The 16,190-nt window shown below is 55.1% G+C and carries 17 protein-coding genes and 1 other RNA gene; 1 reads left to right on the top strand and 17 read right to left on the bottom strand.

Annotated features, from left to right (window positions below):
- Window positions 1-173: 173 nt before the first annotated feature.
- From ARCT_RS0112760 to ARCT_RS0112685, 16 genes are all read right to left on the bottom strand, one after another.
- A complete protein-coding gene (locus ARCT_RS0112760) occupies window positions 174-1,916 on the bottom strand; it encodes a GmrSD restriction endonuclease domain-containing protein (protein WP_161631317.1) in 1,743 nt (580 codons plus the stop codon).
- A 477-nt stretch (window positions 1,917-2,393) separates the two neighbouring features.
- Window positions 2,394-2,807: a helix-turn-helix domain-containing protein gene (locus tag ARCT_RS0112755; RefSeq protein ID WP_027240437.1), complete on the bottom strand. Its 414-nt coding sequence runs from the start codon at window positions 2,805-2,807 to the stop codon at window positions 2,394-2,396.
- Window positions 2,808-3,152: 345 nt separating this feature from the next.
- The gene (locus tag ARCT_RS0112750; protein WP_027240436.1) at window positions 3,153-3,548 is read right to left on the bottom strand and encodes a helix-turn-helix domain-containing protein; all 396 of its coding nucleotides are present in this window, start codon (window positions 3,546-3,548) and stop codon (window positions 3,153-3,155) included.
- Complete coding sequence (locus tag ARCT_RS0112745; protein ID WP_027240435.1) at window positions 3,545-3,997, bottom strand: gp16 family protein; 453 nt, start codon at window positions 3,995-3,997, stop codon at window positions 3,545-3,547. The genes ARCT_RS0112750 and ARCT_RS0112745 overlap by 4 nt, the downstream gene beginning before the upstream one ends.
- Complete coding sequence (locus ARCT_RS0112740; protein WP_027240434.1) at window positions 3,994-4,251, bottom strand: hypothetical protein; 258 nt, start codon at window positions 4,249-4,251, stop codon at window positions 3,994-3,996. Before ARCT_RS0112740 ends, ARCT_RS0112745 begins: the two co-directional genes overlap by 4 nt.
- Window positions 4,252-4,263: 12 nt before the next feature.
- Window positions 4,264-4,941: a DUF3164 family protein gene (locus tag ARCT_RS0112735; RefSeq protein ID WP_036784851.1), complete on the bottom strand. Its 678-nt coding sequence runs from the start codon at window positions 4,939-4,941 to the stop codon at window positions 4,264-4,266.
- A gap of 37 nt (window positions 4,942-4,978) precedes the next feature.
- On the bottom strand, window positions 4,979-5,140 hold the full coding sequence (locus ARCT_RS27985) for a hypothetical protein (RefSeq protein ID WP_154665349.1): 162 nt from the start codon (window positions 5,138-5,140) through the stop codon (window positions 4,979-4,981).
- 19 nt (window positions 5,141-5,159) lie between these two features.
- Window positions 5,160-5,232, bottom strand: an RNA gene (locus ARCT_RS27540) — hammerhead ribozyme type II.
- Between the two features lie 3 nt (window positions 5,233-5,235).
- Window positions 5,236-5,523, bottom strand: coding sequence for an HU family DNA-binding protein (locus ARCT_RS0112725; RefSeq protein ID WP_051360720.1), 288 nt, complete (start codon window positions 5,521-5,523; stop codon window positions 5,236-5,238).
- Between the two features lie 139 nt (window positions 5,524-5,662).
- Window positions 5,663-6,040, bottom strand: a complete 378-nt coding sequence (locus ARCT_RS0112715; protein ID WP_027240431.1) for a hypothetical protein — start codon at window positions 6,038-6,040, stop codon at window positions 5,663-5,665.
- Complete coding sequence (locus tag ARCT_RS0112710; protein WP_027240430.1) at window positions 6,037-6,837, bottom strand: hypothetical protein; 801 nt, start codon at window positions 6,835-6,837, stop codon at window positions 6,037-6,039. Before ARCT_RS0112710 ends, ARCT_RS0112715 begins: the two co-directional genes overlap by 4 nt.
- Window positions 6,837-7,580, bottom strand: a complete 744-nt coding sequence (locus tag ARCT_RS0112705; protein ID WP_027240429.1) for an AAA family ATPase — start codon at window positions 7,578-7,580, stop codon at window positions 6,837-6,839. The genes ARCT_RS0112710 and ARCT_RS0112705 overlap by 1 nt, the downstream gene beginning before the upstream one ends.
- Window positions 7,581-7,652: 72 nt before the next feature.
- The gene (locus ARCT_RS0112700) at window positions 7,653-9,806 is read right to left on the bottom strand and encodes a transposase domain-containing protein (protein WP_027240428.1); all 2,154 of its coding nucleotides are present in this window, start codon (window positions 9,804-9,806) and stop codon (window positions 7,653-7,655) included.
- Window positions 9,803-10,816: a ParB/RepB/Spo0J family partition protein gene (locus tag ARCT_RS25985; RefSeq protein WP_084300850.1), complete on the bottom strand. Its 1,014-nt coding sequence runs from the start codon at window positions 10,814-10,816 to the stop codon at window positions 9,803-9,805. The genes ARCT_RS0112700 and ARCT_RS25985 overlap by 4 nt, the downstream gene beginning before the upstream one ends.
- Window positions 10,816-11,118, bottom strand: coding sequence for a hypothetical protein (locus ARCT_RS0112690; RefSeq protein ID WP_027240427.1), 303 nt, complete (start codon window positions 11,116-11,118; stop codon window positions 10,816-10,818). Before ARCT_RS0112690 ends, ARCT_RS25985 begins: the two co-directional genes overlap by 1 nt.
- 273 nt (window positions 11,119-11,391) lie before the next feature.
- Window positions 11,392-11,676: a hypothetical protein gene (locus ARCT_RS0112685; protein ID WP_027240426.1), complete on the bottom strand. Its 285-nt coding sequence runs from the start codon at window positions 11,674-11,676 to the stop codon at window positions 11,392-11,394.
- Between ARCT_RS0112685 and ARCT_RS27535 the strand changes: the two genes are divergently transcribed.
- Window positions 11,639-12,304, top strand: coding sequence for a helix-turn-helix domain-containing protein (locus tag ARCT_RS27535; RefSeq protein WP_084300962.1), 666 nt, complete (start codon window positions 11,639-11,641; stop codon window positions 12,302-12,304). The two genes, ARCT_RS0112685 and ARCT_RS27535, sit on opposite strands and share 38 nt — an antisense overlap.
- Before the next feature lie 139 nt (window positions 12,305-12,443).
- Here the strand turns inward: ARCT_RS27535 and ARCT_RS0112675 are convergent, their stop codons facing one another.
- Window positions 12,444-16,064 (bottom strand): PA14 domain-containing protein, encoded by a 3,621-nt coding sequence (locus ARCT_RS0112675; RefSeq protein WP_027240424.1) that lies wholly within the window; start codon window positions 16,062-16,064, stop codon window positions 12,444-12,446.
- Window positions 16,065-16,190: the final 126 nt, after the last annotated feature.

The raw sequence follows: 16,190 nt of genomic DNA, 5'->3' as shown, positions 1-16,190 counted from the left end.
GGGCGGGAAGCGGAACTTCGCCGCATGCGCGAACGGCAATCGTTTTATTGGTCAAAGCTGTCATTCATGGTAGCTAGACAGCTACAGATTTCAGACAAAGGGCTTGTGCATCATTCTGAATATTCTAGTCGTTGAAACGGACTACAGTAGATGAGTGCCTGCGGAAAAATTCCTCAAAATTTATTCGCCAAAGCTGCAATCTCGGGCCCTGTAGCCTTTTTTGTAGACGACCCGACCCGATAGAACGCGTCGTCGCCCACAAAGCTCATAGTTTTCTGAGCAGGAATTCGAATGCGCATTATCTCGAGTTCCTTGTAGGTCACCGTGTCGATGCAAGTGGAGACATCATTTTTCAATGGCTCTGAAAGGTCAGAGTTAGATATGAAGTCTTCAAATTTTTTCTGGTAGGCGTCCATTTCGATGCCAAGCACTTTCGCTTCACGCTCGACACCAACCACGTTCACGTGACGCACCCTCAACGGCTCCACGGCATCGAGAGCCGTGATCCGTTTCGCATGCTCGTCTCTATCCGCGATACCAACGTAGAGGTAGCCATCGGCAGCCGGTCCCAAGTTTGCTATGCCACAAATCGTCTCAAGCATTACCTTGAAAATGTTTGGATCTTCACCTCGCCCATCGTCCAAGCGCAAGATACCTTGCTTGAACTCATAACGAGACGTTTCAGTTTTGGATCTTGCGATTGAGTTTTCGAACTCAAGAATGAGCCCTGGGCCATGTGAGAAAGCCGCCACATCGCTTGCGACGAACCGATCACGTATCAGCCCTTTGACTTGGTTAACATTGGTTTTGCGGTCTTTTGCCTTAGTTTGCTTCTGACCAACAGAGATTTTCTGAGCAATATTTGCAAGGTCACCCATTAATTCCGCGTACAAATCAGGGTATTTTGTCTCTTTAACGATGAGGTCGAAAAACGCCATGAATACCGCATAGAATGGTGATTTTTGCGAGTTTGATGTTGGAGTGGCATAAACCGTAGTTCGGAAGTGGTTTGCGGCTTCGCTACTGCCCTCGACGACAGCACGGAGCGCTGAAAATACGAGTTTAACCTCGGTTTGGAGTTTTTCTGTCCCGTAGGCATTGAGTTTCTTGTTAATTTCTTTCGCGTTATCGGTCCCTGCAGCATACAAGCTGTCCCGATATGCTCGTGAACCGTCGACCGGACTCCCATTAAGTATCGACGCACAGACGTCGATCATCATTTCCTCATCGTCGCTATCGCGCAGTTCATTTGTGCGCATGATGCCTTGCCGACACCAGAAAATGTCCTCAGCTTTCAATTTGTAACCGTGAGGATTTTTTTGAGTTTCGATGCTAATTTCCGGCATCTCGTACAGGGTCAGTTGCTCCTTAGAGACATCCCCCCTCAGCTCCGCCGACACTTCGCGAACCATATTTGCAAAAGGCGTGAGAACACCCGCTTGACGCCGCTCTTGGTCGCTCAGCTGCTTCCCTCCGGAATTGATCCGACCGAAAATGTCTGTGATCCGAGCTTCATCTTCCCCGGAGAAGGCAGTGACGGCTAATTGATAGTCCAAGAAATCAGCGCATGCCTCGGGTGATATTCTTTCTATATCTTCGCCAAAAGACGGAAATAGACCTTGTTCGCTAGCTTGGCGAGCGCGCGGTAGTTCGTCCAAATCGAAACATTTGCCATCGACTTCAAAGCCGTGCTCAATGAAGCTAAAAATGGCGTTTAGTCGCTGCATTCCGTCAATGACCTCAAGCGTAGCCGCCGCACCATCAACGGTTGGTTTCTCCGCAAGTAGTATCAGCGGGATGGGGTAGTTAAGCATAATGCTGTCGATCAGCTTCACTTTCTCAGAGACAGTCCACACCAGTTTTCTTTGATATTGCCTGTTCACAATCAAGCGACCGTCACGATAGTCACGGTACATCGTCTGAATACTTAGACCTTTAGGGGATACTGCCAAGTTCGCCTCCATCACATCTTCTTGGACGAACGATGAGGCGAACTACCCGGAAGTTCAACACATTAGTTGTAGGTGAAGTCGACTTCCCGAAATTGGAGCACAAGTCACAAAATACCCAATTGGCACAGATGTCTGCTGTGCGGGCTGCGACCGCAGCATTTGATCAGCTGGCCCAAGGTCGGTTCTGGGCCGTTTGTGTCAGTGATGGGCGAGTAACGTTGCTCATGCACAGTTTGGCTTAAAGGTTAGAGGACCTGCGCTAGAGGTAGGCTGGAACTTCTTAGACTGGCAAACCCCAGATTTGTGCGGGGTCAGATTGTCCCACGGATACCGCCGTTGGCGAATGGGGATCGCGGTAAGTGCACAGAAGGGACCAGGATTGCTGACGCCCACCCACCGGGCGATTTAAGGGACCGCAGAGGTCCCTAAGCCCGAAGCTCTTTACAGAAACCCAGCGTCGACCAGTTCGCGCTTTGCGCGCTCCACGGTGCGAATGCTGCATCCGAGAGACTGAGCGATGATCCGTTGCGATTGACCGCTGAGCAGGGCCACACGGAACGCTGCCATTTTCACTGCCCGGCTTGTATGTGGCCCCATCGGGATTTTGATCCGGCCTGCGCCATAGGTTTTGTAGATCCAATCTGTGATTGGGTCACCAAGTTGCTGGGCTGTAAGTGACTGCGCCTTCTTATGTGGGTGAGGGATGTGGGCCTCAACACCGCCATAGAGGCTTGTCAGTTTCCAGACGGCCTCCGGACCGAGGTGGTCTTCCAGGTCTTCCAGCATTTCTGAGACGTTCATCCCGAGATCGATCATTTCGTCACAGGTGAGGAGGTTTGTTTGTGTATCTGTCATGTGACTGTGATGCCGACATCAGTCGGCAGATAACTCCCTGTCACGTGTCGGGAGGTCGTCCAAAACGCATCAATTGATTTTTTTGGGAGATCTGTGTGGCTCAATTTGCGGGCCGCTGAGCGCAGTTTTCGCCTGAATGCTACTCCGGGTCGGAAATTTCCACAAGCGCGTCTGTACCCCGTTTAAGTGGTATTTAACGGCGATCCTCAGAGCACTCCCTCCCTGCGATTTTCACCCAGCGGGGGTGAAGAGGGCGGATTGGGCAAAATTCAGCCAAAAAAATGAACAATGAGGTTCCAGGTGAGGAGTGTTTTTGCTGCCTGTCACCAGTTCGTCGATCAGGGTTTAGAGGAACAGATCGGATTGCCGCTGTTCCGTAGGAGAGCGCAGCTCGGCGGATACGCGTTCCACTGTCCGGATGTGGACGTCCACTTCGGCGGCAATGCGCGAATGGCTCAGGCCCTGGTCCAGAAGCATGGCGATCCGCTGGCGACGTCCGGTTTGACCGCTGATGTTTCCGGCAGGCACCAGCATCTTGCCACTGCCCAGCAGCTTGTAGAGCTTTTGTGCATTGGCTTGCCCCACAATTTTGGAAATAGAGCTGCCGGGGGCAGGGTTCTTGGCAATATAGACTTCGCGCCCGCCACGCTGTTTGGCAAGGCGCACGGCGAGCTCAACGCTGATGTTATCAGCGATCAGCGCCAGAACGCCTGGGAGATATGGTTTGAACTCACCACTCATCTGCGATGATCCGACCAGTCAAAGTCGATGCCGGAGCGCTGGCCCCAATTCTTGAGAGCTTGAATGACCTGGTCGATCTCTTGGTAATCCCGCATCATGTCCACGTCTGCGGGCACGTTGCTCCAAGCGTTTTCAAACCGGGCGCGGATGAATTTGTTCAGACCCGCGCGGCTGGTGTCGCGCAGTTCACCAGCCTCGCCAAGCTTGCGCCACAGAACATGGACCAGGCGCAGATCAGGCCGGGAGGCTTTGGCGTGTTTCTTCCCGCTCGAGCTGGCTTTGAAACCGTCCTGTTTAAGGCGCTTTAAAACAGCGTTTAAGTCTGCCTCACTCATGTCCGTCATGGAAGCCTTACCGGTGACGACAAGCTGCAGCGCTTTGCGGGCGTCGCTGTCCAGGCCTAGCTCCTTACAGCCCACGTGGATCTTGCGTTGCAGGGCGCGGCTCATCCGGACACCTCGTTGATAAAGGGGACGGTTGGGTGGAAGGTCGCCGCATCCGCTGTCATGCGTTGATCTGCGGCGCTCATTTCCTCGCGGGCAATCCGCCCAAAGGCACCGCCCTCGAGCTTTGCCAGATTTGCTTCACCCTTGAGCACTGACAAGTTGCTGCCCAGCACTAGGGAGGCCCGCCGCATCTTGGTGGTGTAAGCGCTGAAGCTCTTCCGCATTGCCTCGCGGATCTCGTCTTCTGACATTGCCATGACGACCGCCTCCTATGCCTTTGAAAGATCAATGGTGATGGCTTCCCAGGCTGCGGTCTGGGAGGGGCGCTCATAAAACCGAACATAGGTTTTGGAGCCGACCACGCGCATGGCGTCGCGGATTGCCTGCATCGCCCGTTTCCAGCGCTCATCAGAGATGTCCAGGTTCAGCAGCATGAAGATTTCAGAGCGGTTGATCTGGCCTTCTTTGTCGGTGTTGAACGCTTTGGTGACGATGGCGCGCAGCTCTGGGCCGGAATCTGCTGCCCATTCGTTCAGGCACTCGTCAACCAGCTCTTTGGCGATCTGCAATTCGGGACCAAAGTCAAAGGCCTCAGCGATCTGCACCTGGACCTTGTACAACCCGTCATAGCTGAACAGGGTTTTGTTGCCTTTCTTGCCACCGATTTTGGCCTCGTATTGCTGGGCTAGTAGTGCCTCAAACGCGCCGATATCGTTGAAGGTATGGGCTTTGAACCGGGCAATCTGCTCGCTCAAGGCCTTCCCATGGCCAATCATCTTGCGGACGGTTTCGTCCTGGAGCGCGTCTTGCGCTTTGACCAGCTCAACGGGCACTAGAGACCCTTTGGCGTTGGTACGGTAATTCTTGCCGTCTACTACGACAATCCCATCGGGGATCTTGGCGGGCATGAATGCCGTTTCAGGAGTCGGATTCTGGGCGTTGGTCATGGGTGGTTTCTTTCAAAATTGGGGGAGGGAGGAAGCTTTAGAAAAGAGTGTCGATACCAGCGCCGACCAGGAAACCGACGCCGACAAGGGCAAGGATTGGGCCGATGTTTTTGCGCTCATAGGCGCAGGCCCGTGCCTCGGCAGCGGTCAGAACAGCGCCGACAACTAAGAGGACTGCCCCGAGAATGAATGGTGCCATGTCTGTGTCCTTTCCAGTGGATTGGCTGCTCATCAGACCAGGGCCGCCGCGCCCTGGTGACCACGTCCGGCTAGGCCGAACGGGTTTCGCTTGGGTCAGGAGTTCAGCTTGTCTTTCACGGCCTTGGCAGGCTTGAAGCCAAGAGACGAAGACGCCTCGATCTGGATGGAGACACCTGTTGCGGGGTTGCGCCCGGCCCGCGCTGCGCGTTCAGACCGCTTGAAAGTGCCAAAGCCATGCAAGCTGACCTCCTGGCTGGCCATTGCGGCATTGGTGATCTGACCAATGAGGGCTTCGATTGTTGCGCCAACGGCTTCCTGGGTCTGACCCAGCTCTTCTGCAATGCTTCGGATCAGGTCCTGTTTGGTGATCTTCTTTGACATGGGGTGTTTCCTTTAGTTGGTAGTTGGTAGTTGGTTGTGCGCTCAATGGCGCTGGGGTGTCAGGCTCCGGTGGGATCCAGCCGGTCGGCTAGTCTGCGGAGCCAGATGGCAAACTTGGTTTTGAGCGAAAGATCTGGTTTCATTCTTCATCACTCTTGTTGAACTTGGGGCAGGCCCGGCAGGCGCGGATCATCTTGACGCGGAAGGGACTGCCATGGGTCCAGGTCTCAGCGCGGCGGCGATATTGCAGGCAGACAGCACTCTCGATCCTGGTTTTTAGAGCGGGGCAGAGCACCGGGGCACTCATGAAGACCTCCCGCACCCGGCTTTCAATGCTGCGCATGTTCCCGCTGTAGCGGTTGCGGATGGCTTGACTGACCACGGCCGGGCTGAAGGCGATCTTCGCCGCAACAGCGTTCTGCGAAGACCGGTCGCATTCCTGCACCAGCACGGTGATCCAGTCGGGCAGAGTGTCGCCCCAGGCGTCCAGGGCAATGACTTCTCTATCGCTGCTCATTGAAGGCGACCTCCGGAGGCGTAGATGATCTTGTCCTTATTGCTGTCGATGACGACGGTCATGCGCTTTTGCTGAGGCGGCAAGGGGCCGGTGTTTCGGGTGAGAATAAGGGAAGTATCCGGGCCCATCTTGCGGCTTCGGGTGCGGGCACTTGCGCGCAGATATCCGGAGGTTCTCAAAATCCGGCAGTAGTTCAGGATGTCACCCTGGGTGATGTCAGGGCGGGCGGGGGAAAGAGCTGCAAAGAGATCAACGGGGCGGAACTTCTTTTGATGGCGAATGGCGGTCCAGATCGCGCCTTCATCCGATGCACGCTCGGCCTTGGCCTGGTCCCTGAGGTCTTCAGGCTGTTTTGCCGTGTAGAAGATCTTGCCCTGGCTGCGGCTCCATTCACGAATGATGCCATGTTTACGCAGCCGTCCCATAAACCGGGTGCGGATGGCTCCGACAGTGCAGACCCGAGCTATGTCCTCAAAAGTGAAGTAGGCGTGACCGTGGATATAGGCCCAAATGGCTTTTTCTTCTGTGCCATTGGGTTGGATCGGGGGAAGCTCAATGAGCGACTGAGGTGGTTGGCCATTGCCTCGAACAACCGAAAAATACTGGACTTTACCTTCACGCGCGCAGGGCTTTACCATTCCCTGGCGTTGCAGCTCCTTCAGGAAAACCCTACGCGCCCAGCTGCTTGTGTCGCAATGCTCAGCCACATCTGAGTAGGTGAAGCGGTCTTGGGCGCAGATATACTCCAGGATCTTCTGTTCCGATGGATCGCGAGGTGTGCGCGGCAAAAGGGGCATTACTTCAGCCCCCGGCGTGGAGACGGCGCATCCTTGCGGCGGAACTGTAGCCCGCCCCAATCCTCCAGCGACATTGCATCGACACCCTGTGCCAGGGCTTCGCTTTTCACCTGAGCAATATCAACCACCATGCGGCGCACATTGCCGGTGTTGCGGACCATAATCGCGTCCAATAGGTCCTCGCTGATCTCCACGCCTTCTGCGTAGACTGAGGCCAGAAGCTTGGCGTCGCGCAGAATGGCAGGCTCAGCAGCCGCCCAGGACATCACGCGACTATGGATCAGCTCGTACTTCTGGAGCTTCTGTGGAAACTCCTCCATGCCGATCATGACAATGGGGGTGTCAGAGCCGTCGTGCAGATCGCGGATCAGCTCAATGATGCCGCGCCGGAAGGCATAATCAGACTCGTCGACAATCAAGGTGCGCCCGTCGATGGCCAGCTCTTCGCAGGCCTGCGACACCATATCCGGGATAGTGCGCTTTGGTGGCACACCGAGCTCCATCAAGAGACGTTCCAGGAAGGTCTTCTTGGTCCAATCCCCCTGCATGGAGATGTGAATGACGTCAAAAGTGGTGGCGCAGTAAATCGCGCCGAAGGTCTTGCCATAGCCGGGATAGCCATAAAACACCCCAAGACCTGGCATTCCAAAGGTCCGGCCCTGCAACTCCTTCACCAAAGTGGCCATCGCCGCCACATTGGTCAGGGGTTGGACGCTGTTGCCGATTTCCATCTGCTGTGACATGCTCGCTCCTATTCCATCGGTTGCCGTCGCCACGGGGTCCAAGCCAGGCGACGGCTTCTTCTTTTTGATTATCTATCCGGCGTCGTTGCTGCCGAAGCTCTTGTGAAGCTCAATGCGAGCCTCAAATTCCGGGTGGGTCTGATACCCGTCCAGCCAACTCGCCTCCCGCTCGCCCACCGGATCGCCTGCGTTTTGCCGTTCCTGGATTTCCAATGCCTGGTGGAACCGCGCATCCGGATCTTTCGCCACTGCGAACGTCTCTGTTGGTGCTGCTTTGGGTTTGCGTCTCTGTTTGGCCGTGCTCATCTCAAAAATGAGGGCGTCCTGTGCGGCCTCGGCTGCAGGGGAGTTGTGGTCCCGGAAGTTTGAGGCGGACACGCGATTGGCAAACACTGGTGACACGACTTTGGCCTCTACCAAGGGGGTCACTTTGGTTTGTGCGCGGGTCTGTCGCAGATCGTCTGCAAGCTGGTCCGGAGAAAACGGTGCGTGCAGCTCTGCGAGTTTCTTTTCAGCTTTGACGATTGCGCGCTTTTTCTTGGCTGTAGCCCTGGCATCTTCATGGCTGAAGAAACCGATTTTCTGCTGACATTCAGCAAAGCCCATGTATTCGCCTGTGGGCTCATAGATATGGACGCCGCTGTGCAGATCCTCAGGGTCAAAGCGGACAACTACATTCTTGTTGGCCTCCTGGCTCATCCAGGCGCAGTGATAGATGTTCTTGTGGAAGGTGAGGCTGCCGTTCTGTTTGTGCAGCTTCTTGGTGTCTTGCCCCATGAGCCAGAGATTACGCTGTTCTTCTGTTGCCCTTGGGCGCGTGGTTTTGGCGTAGCTCTCCGCAAATGTCTCATCAAAGGATCGCCCGTTTGCAGTGTCAGACCGCCGCCCAGGGCGCGCATTGTGCTCTTCAAAGCCCTCTTCCAGAACCTCAAGAAACTCTTCCAGCGGGATGGCACGACTGCCGTAGTTCTCTGGTTTTGCGCCGGGTCGGTTGCCAACGTAAGCACCGGCAAAGCGCGGATCCTTTGCCACGTCGCTGGCAACATCACGAAAGCCCCGCTCGATAGGCTTTGCCTGTCCGTGGGCAGGAGTGGCCCAATGCATCTTGATGCCCAGGAGCGGCAGCACGCCAACTGGGTCAGTCTCACGGACTTTAAATCGAAAGCGGGTAGGGGCTCCGGCGGTCATCCACTTGTTGGCAAACTCATGGCCATTATCAAATAGGCAGCGTTTTGGAATGCCCCACTTGTCCACCATCTCGCCAAAGGCGGCCATAACCATGACCTTGTTGGGGTCGTGATCCACCCGCCAGGACAAGAACTTGTTTGAGTAAAGGTCCTGGAACACCACGATCTGAGGGCGATTTACCGTGCCATCAGGCCACTTCACAAAGACATCGATCTTGTGACAATCGGCATTGACCGCTTCCAGGGCCGATAGGGAGGACCGGTCGCGGATTTGCGCTGGGAAACAGCGCATGAGGCCATTCATACCCTGGCGCTTGAACACCTGTGTAGTGCGTGGCACCTCAGCGTCCACCCAGCGTTTGGCGGTCTTCAGGATGGGGTAGTCCCAGCCCTGCCGACCGGCCTCTCGAGTGGCGGCGCGATAGCTCTGCGCAAATGTAGGCTGTTCCAAGCGCAGAAAGGCGCTTTGAAGCCAATTCATAAAGGGGAGGTACTTCGCACGGTCCTCCGGCGCAGTGCGTTTTTTGGGCACGCGGGGTGCCAGATAGGCCAGGCGGTCCACATCCGCGATACCCTCAACCATGGCCAACCAGTTATAGACAGTGCGGGGACTGACGTCTTTTTCCTTGGCGATCACTTCAACTGCCACGACATGGGTCGCACCGCTGAGATGTAACAGCTCAACTTTGTTGAGGGCGTCCAGGCGTTCTGCAGCGGCGTCTTTGGATTTTTGATTGAGCTGCTCATAGCCTGCCCAGACCTGGCTACGGTCGCGGTTTGCTTCGGGGTGCTCCGCTTGGGACACAGCGTCCTGTTCAATCAGCTTTAAACGGGCGTTAAACGGCAGCACGGACCAGTGATAGAACAGACCGCCGCCGCGCCCAGGCTTGCGCATAATCGCGCCTGGCGCACCGCGCCAACCTTCGCGCATAGCAAAGATGTTTACCCCTCGGGCCGTCCCAGGAAGGCCGGGCAGGCAAGCCTCTGCAATCTGCTCTGCAGACCACCATTCTTGGGAGGGGGCTATGTCGTCGCTCATTGGACCGCCTCCCGTTTGCTGGCAAACGAGACCACTTCGGCGGCACCCTCTTCCTCGGCGCTGATTTCATGGATCAGCTCAATCAGCTCGTCGCTATGAAGCCGGACGAACTCCCGGCGGGCGCTTTTCTGAGCGCGCGAATAGGCGTCTTTGAGCTTCGCAATCTGCTGATCGAGCGGCGACAGCACCGCCGCGCCTGGGGCCTTTTTGCGGTCCAGAACTTCCTTGGCGGTTTTCGCTTCACCCGCTCCCAGCGCGGCGCAGATTGCACTGCGGTCGGCTTGTGCGCCGCATTTGGCGATGTGTTCCAGGTCTATGAACTGCACCCTGTTTGGTGCTTTGCGTAAAAGGTCGATCTCAGCTTTGGACAGCTTCTCACCGACGCTGATCAGGCGGCGAATGTGGCGGTCGCCCTTGCCAAAAACTTCCGCCGCATTGGCGCTGAAAGATGCAACGGACATTATGTCCGTTGCATTCCACCGGCCATGGGCACCGGCCTTTCCCTGCGCCGCTTCGGGGTTTTCCCGCTCGTACAGCTCTTTGTGGGCGGCCAAAAACACTGCCATATCCAAAGGCGTGAGCGGTGCGCCGGCCACGTTGGCGTCAACCTCAATTCGGATGGCCTGGTCATTGGTGCATTCGCTCACCTTGACCGGCACTTCTTTCAGGCCGACCTGCTTCGCGGCGGTCAGGCGGTGCAGCCCGTCCATCAGGCGATAGCCGGTTTTGATCCGGCGCACCAACAAGGGTTGCAGGATGCTGCCGACTTCCTGAATGGATGACACAATGCTGGCCACCGCTGGCTTGGAGGCGATCCGCAGGCGCTCTTCCACCTGGATGTCTGCCACCGGCAACGATTGAGTATTCTGCCAATTTGGAGGGGTCATTGTGGATGCTCCAGTGAAATGGGGTTCAGTTGCTTGTGGCCTGTCGTTCTGTGCGACATGGCTGTGAGTTTGGATGCGCGGACCTGGCCAGAAGGGGCCTCGTATGATCTGCGCGCCGGGCATCAGGTCTGGTGCCGGTTTTGGGCTGCGGCGAAGGCGTAGAAACCGTCGAGAACACCTTGCTCTTTGAGGTCCGCCATAAGGTTGGCGATCTGTTCCTGGGCGGCGCTCATGGCTTCGATCGCTGCGTCAGATTGATCCGCGAGTGCGCTCACATTCTGAGCGCCTGTAAGGCGAGCCTCGCTCAAAGCGAAATGGGCTTCCTCCGAAGCAGCTCGGTTTGTTGCGTACTCGGCCGTGGCGCTTGCTAGTGCGGAGGCAACAGGGGCGAGGGAGGTGCGCTGGCTTGTGAAGTTATCGGTCATTGCAGAAACTCAATGAATAAGAGGGGACGGGCAGGGCGAAGACGCAGATCGCCCCGATGATGCCGTCCAGGAGTTCTGAACCTGTCAGGGACCAGTCCGGATCCATTGGCCCCAGCCCGCCCAAAATAGGACGGAGCCGGGACCCGACTTCGCGAGTGGCGACTGTGTTGCAAAAGCCCCCAGCGACCCATCCACGGTGTCGCTGGGGTAGTGGCTCAACCGACTGCAAGCAGGCGCAGGGGACGGGTTGAGCTGTGGGGGACGGGAGGGGGTTCATGCTCCACCCCGTGCATTTTCGAGCTTTGCGGCCTCACGGATCACTCGCTTGGAATAGGCCATTTCGATCATCTCCCGCCCAGCGGCATCAATGATGCGTTCCAGCATAGCGCTGCCCACTTCTCCTCCAGCCTGCCCGTAGGTGGCTGTGCGGGCGGTGCTTGGCTTGACGTCGTTTGTGCGGCACCAAGCCTCGAAACTTGACCCCGAAGATCGAAATGCACCCACAATCACCTCATGCAGGATGGTCCCGGGCTGGAATATTTTATCTTGTTTTGTCATACTGCCCTCGCATTGCGGCCTTGTATCGTGTCGTTGCATACTCACATTACACCCAAATGGGTATAGTGTCAATAAGGTGGGTGAACAATTGGGTGTACCGGAGAGAATTCGCGAGGTGTGTGAGTGTAAGTCTTTGACTATTAAAGATTTATCAAAAAGAACGGGTGTCAGTTACCGTACGATTCAGAACTATATTGGCGGTGATAGGGCTGTTGGAAGTGAATTTCTAACCGCCATAAGTACCCATTTGGGCATTTCGGCATCTTGGGTTTTGACAGGTGAGGGGCCTATGTCGATTCCGCTGCCTAGTAGCGAACAGCCCGCACAGCCTATTGAGCCGGAGCAAGGAGGCGGTCCAAGTGGACGAACGGAATCAAGCCTTGGATCGCCAGGTCACGTTATCCCTGCCGACTCTATGCGTTTGATGTTCTGTAGTGGGGTTGTGACCGAGGAATATGCGAACAACGGAATTGAGATGTCTAAAGAGGCGCACCTGCTAGAAACATTGTGGGTATACAATAAGATGATGTCCCAGTTGCCGGATCCCACAGATGGGGTTGCAATGGAAATTGCCTTGGGAAAAACCCTTCAGGAGCTGCGTCAGCACCTTGCCGTCAAGGCAGGTTAGTCGCATCTGTTCTCCAAGCTCGTGTTTATTGTCGGCCTTCCCCATGCTCAACATAACGGGCCTTATCGGGTGCGCATGACACGACAATCAACCAGCGTTGTTCTTTTTGGCTGCTGCCAGCTTTTGAATGAGCAGAGTGTTACCAATCTGTTCGCTCATAGGTTTCAGTGCTGATCTGAGAAATCTCTTGCGACTCTTGAACAATAACTGGCTCGGCCAGAACATCTTCCAGAACATCTTCCTGTGAGGTATCGTAATCTTGGCCGCCTTCCTCGCTTAGTTCTGTAAACGCATCCCACGCATCCCACGCAGCGTCTCCAGAGCTCATGCTGCTTTCGGGACCGATTCCCTCTTCACCCTGAGAAACAGGTTCGGGCGTAATCGTTGTGTCTCCAACCGGTATTGTGAAATCAGAGCTGAAGGTGACAGGTGCGCCATTGAAGGCAGTGTCGCTAACAACTATCTCCCCCTTGATTTCCCCTTCGTAACCGGGTGGTGGAGAAACCTCGAGCGCGCTTATGTTCCAACCCGAAAGATCCACTGGCCCGCCGTCTGTTACAAGAGCATTGTCGCCACTAGTCAAGATCGTATCACGGGGCAGGCCTTCAATTCCTACGGTCGCACTGTCACTCGCACCTTCTAGCCCGATGCCCACATCCAATGTGCCGTTCACATCAACGGCGATGTCCTGATCGGCTTGTACCGTCTCACGGCCGTTCGAATCCGGGCCTTCCCATTCAAGTTTCAGACCTGCATGCCCGTAATTCTCGAAATATCGAATCTCAATGTCGTGTGTGCCGGGTTCCAATTCGATCCGACCGGAATCTTCACGATACCTGTGATTGCCATCGTCTTTGACGACCTCCTGCCCGTTGGCAAAAACAACCACACCATCGTCAGCGGAGGTGAAAAAGGTGTAGGAACCGCCTTCCTCAACCGTAACCTGCCCTTGGATCCGGGTTGCAAACGTATCTTTGGAACCACTTTCCCAAAAGGATTCACTGCTGTTTTTGTAATCAATTTCTGCCTGATGGTCCTGGTGGGTGGGGTCAGCGTCCCAGTTCACGTCATCCAGCTTTCCGATCCGCTGGTCCACATCTAGGTAGTCAGCTCGGAATCCTGTCACCAACTCTGCAGTTGGCACAGTTATCTGGGCCTCGTTCACGTTGATTGTAATTGGCTGCCTAATGACTGTGTTGCCTATCGTAGCGTTGCTATCGGTCATGGTGAGCGTGGCATCGACTTGACCTGAATAATCATAAGGCGGCGTAATTGTAAGCATTTCTGTGTCGAAGCCAGTGATGTCAGCGCTGCCGCCTTCCACCATCAGCGTCTTGCCGCCCGCTTCCACAACCGTACCTGCAGGCAGCCCGTCCAGCACTAGGTTTGTAGTCTCGCTTAGTTCAATCTCCGGATGGGCGACGTTCATCGCAATCGGCATGCCTGATACGGTTTGAGCTTCGGAGATATCCGGCGCTGTCACAAGCTCAGGCCCGTCCATGCCAGGGCCTTCCCATTCGAGTTTCAGGCCCGCATGCCCATAATTCTCGAAATACCGCACTTCAATATGGTGGGTGCCAGGATCTAGCTGCACTTCGCCCGATTTAGTCTGATAGGCATGGAGACCATCATTTTCGACGATAAGTTTCCCATTCACTACTAATTGAGCGCCATCGTCACCGCCAAGATCGAACCGGTATATTCCCCCTTCGTCCACCTGCACGGCGCCGCAAATTTCTACAGCGAATGTATCTTTGGAGCCGTCTTCCCAAAAGGAATCACTGCCATTCTCATAGTTTATCTCTGTGACTAGCTCCTGATGAGTTGGCTCGGCACCCCAATCAATGTCCTCCAGTGAACTGAGCTGTTGGTTCATGTCGAAGTATTGGGCATGAAACCCTGACGAGAGAGTCAGATCGGCGGTATCAGCCACCTCAACAGTAAAGGTTTCAGAGGCACTGAGGCCGCCGGTGTCTGTCACTGTGACGGATACGACGATCTCGCTAGCGTCTTCAAAGTCGAGCGCTTCAGTTTCTTTCAAGCGCAAAAAGCCATTGGCAACTTCAAAGCGATCATCCGATACCTCGAACATATGACTGTCATCGCCATCTGGATCTTCGAAGTTAACCCGATTGACGATGGCACCACGGACGTTTTCAGCAACAACATTTTGCGCGGCAGTAACCCTAATGTTATCGACTAGTGCTCCATAGCTGTCATTCTGATCGGCTGCCTCTCGCAGTTCCAGCCTATCTTCGCCGGTGCCGATCACCTGCATTTCAAAGGTCGTCCACTCCTTGCTGTCAGGATCCAATTCACCAACGAGATTATCGTTCCAATAGACTTCGACAGTGTCGGTGCCATTTGTAAGACGTTCGCGTAGATCGATGCCCAGATCATAAACTTGCCCTTCGTTGGTCTGAATGGTCTGACTGATGCTATCGACACCGCGGCCAGAGTCCATTTCTAGGTGCTGCTCGCCCTCAGAAGCATCAGTCCGGCCTAAATTGTCCCAGACTTCCATACTGGTATCAGTATCCCACCCGCCGGAATCGTCCTCTTTGAAGGCGCGCCAACGACCGGTTTCCAGACTAAAGTTTTCAAAGCTGCCATTTTCAACAAGGTTTTCACTTTCCCCTTCAAGTGTTAACCCGCCAGGAGCCTCATTCTGATCTGTCACCTCGATTGAGAAGTCTTCCGTGTGCGATGTGCCCGCACTATCGGTTACGGTGACCTGTACATCGATCTCAGCTTCGGCCTCATGGTCGAGCGATACGCCGTCCTTCAGCTTGAGCTGGCCCTCGACAACCTCGAAGCGGTCATCGGAGACAGAATAGCTGTGGCTGTCGCCCGCATCCTGATCCTCAGCGGAGAGGTTGCCGACGATTGCGCCTTCTGCGTTCTCGGCAATGGTGCTGCCGGTCAGCTCGACGCCGGTCACGGCGTCATTCTGATCTGTCACCTCGATTGAGAAGTCTTCCGTGTGCGATGTGCCCGCACTATCGATTACGGTGACCTGTACATCGATCTCAGCTTCGGCCTCATGGTCGAGCGATACGCCGTCCTTCAGCTTGAGCTGGCCCTCGACAACCTCGAAGCGGTCATCGGAGACAGAATAGCTGTGGCTGTCGCCCGCATCCTGATCCTCAGCGGAGAGGTTGCCGACGATTGCGCCTTCTGCGTTCTCGGCAATGGTGCTGTTAGAGAGCGAAAGGCTTTCCGGTGCGTTATTTTCTTTGAGTGGTTCTGGAGATCCATCTCCAGCGCTACGGTTAGCGGTCTGAGTAGTTTGTTGGGCCGATGGCGCCTGAGCACCGCCAACGTCAATCGCATGCTCGGTCCCTTCATTGGGAATTTGGTGAGACCGGGCAACAATCTGACCATCATCAGCGTCTCTTCCTGTGTCTTGAGGAGATTCTGCATCAAAAAAAACGGGGGAGCCATCATGAGGAAGAAGCAAAGCTGCGTCTTGACTGCTGTCACCGGGCGCCTCTTGGGTGGATAAGGTTTCTTCATCTTGCACAGTGAAATTTGCGTACCCATCAAAAGCGCTTCTTTCGGAAGCATCGCCTTCTTGAATTTCTCCAGTGTGGAGAGTGCTGCGGCTTTGGTCTTCGGGTGTGGCTTGCGCGCCCTTTGACAGCCCCTCTGCAAAAGTCTCCTTATCTTTTTGATCTTTTATCAAATTGTGTGGCTGGTTTATCGAATGATGGGCTTTGCCAGACATCAGAACCTCCGGAAATACATTTGATTTTTTCATTAACACAAAACGGTTAATGCAATCTCACACGCATAGCTTGAATTTTAATTCAATCTTACGCACTGCATGCTGCTAAATTGATAAAGGCTTAAGGGGTTTCAATGTCTTGTGCACCAGAGTGTGTGG

Source organism: Pseudophaeobacter arcticus DSM 23566 (genome assembly GCF_000473205.1).
In the GTDB taxonomy this organism is placed as follows: Bacteria; Pseudomonadota; Alphaproteobacteria; order Rhodobacterales; family Rhodobacteraceae; genus Pseudophaeobacter; species Pseudophaeobacter arcticus.
Note: the sequence above shows the minus strand (reverse complement) of the source record. Positions and strands in the feature narration are given on the sequence as shown.

Bases quoted from the DNA above. Each gene is read 5' to 3' on its own strand.
- ARCT_RS0112700 (WP_027240428.1), bottom strand. From the start codon at position 9,806: ATGAGCGACGACATAGCCCCCTCCCAAGAATGGTGGTCTGCAGAGCAG.
- ARCT_RS0112705 (WP_027240429.1), bottom strand. From the start codon at position 7,580: ATGTCACAGCAGATGGAAATCGGCAACAGCGTCCAACCCCTGACCAAT.
- ARCT_RS0112735 (WP_036784851.1), bottom strand. From the start codon at position 4,941: ATGACCAACGCCCAGAATCCGACTCCTGAAACGGCATTCATGCCCGCC.
- ARCT_RS0112760 (WP_161631317.1), bottom strand. From the start codon at position 1,916: ATGTACCGTGACTATCGTGACGGTCGCTTGATTGTGAACAGGCAATAT.
- ARCT_RS0112750 (WP_027240436.1), bottom strand. From the start codon at position 3,548: ATGAGTGGTGAGTTCAAACCATATCTCCCAGGCGTTCTGGCGCTGATC.
- ARCT_RS27985 (WP_154665349.1), bottom strand. From the start codon at position 5,140: ATGGCACCATTCATTCTCGGGGCAGTCCTCTTAGTTGTCGGCGCTGTT.
- ARCT_RS0112715 (WP_027240431.1), bottom strand. From the start codon at position 6,040: ATGAGCAGCGATAGAGAAGTCATTGCCCTGGACGCCTGGGGCGACACT.
- ARCT_RS0112690 (WP_027240427.1), bottom strand. From the start codon at position 11,118: ATGACCGATAACTTCACAAGCCAGCGCACCTCCCTCGCCCCTGTTGCC.
- ARCT_RS0112725 (WP_051360720.1), bottom strand. From the start codon at position 5,523: ATGTCAAAGAAGATCACCAAACAGGACCTGATCCGAAGCATTGCAGAA.
- ARCT_RS0112740 (WP_027240434.1), bottom strand. From the start codon at position 4,251: ATGGCAATGTCAGAAGACGAGATCCGCGAGGCAATGCGGAAGAGCTTC.
- ARCT_RS0112685 (WP_027240426.1), bottom strand. From the start codon at position 11,676: ATGACAAAACAAGATAAAATATTCCAGCCCGGGACCATCCTGCATGAG.
- ARCT_RS27535 (WP_084300962.1), top strand. From the start codon at position 11,639: ATGGTCCCGGGCTGGAATATTTTATCTTGTTTTGTCATACTGCCCTCG.
- ARCT_RS0112755 (WP_027240437.1), bottom strand. From the start codon at position 2,807: ATGACAGATACACAAACAAACCTCCTCACCTGTGACGAAATGATCGAT.
- ARCT_RS0112710 (WP_027240430.1), bottom strand. From the start codon at position 6,837: ATGCCCCTTTTGCCGCGCACACCTCGCGATCCATCGGAACAGAAGATC.
- ARCT_RS25985 (WP_084300850.1), bottom strand. From the start codon at position 10,816: ATGCCCGGCGCGCAGATCATACGAGGCCCCTTCTGGCCAGGTCCGCGC.
- ARCT_RS0112745 (WP_027240435.1), bottom strand. From the start codon at position 3,997: ATGAGCCGCGCCCTGCAACGCAAGATCCACGTGGGCTGTAAGGAGCTA.
- ARCT_RS0112675 (WP_027240424.1), bottom strand. From the start codon at position 16,064: ATGAAAAAATCAAATGTATTTCCGGAGGTTCTGATGTCTGGCAAAGCC.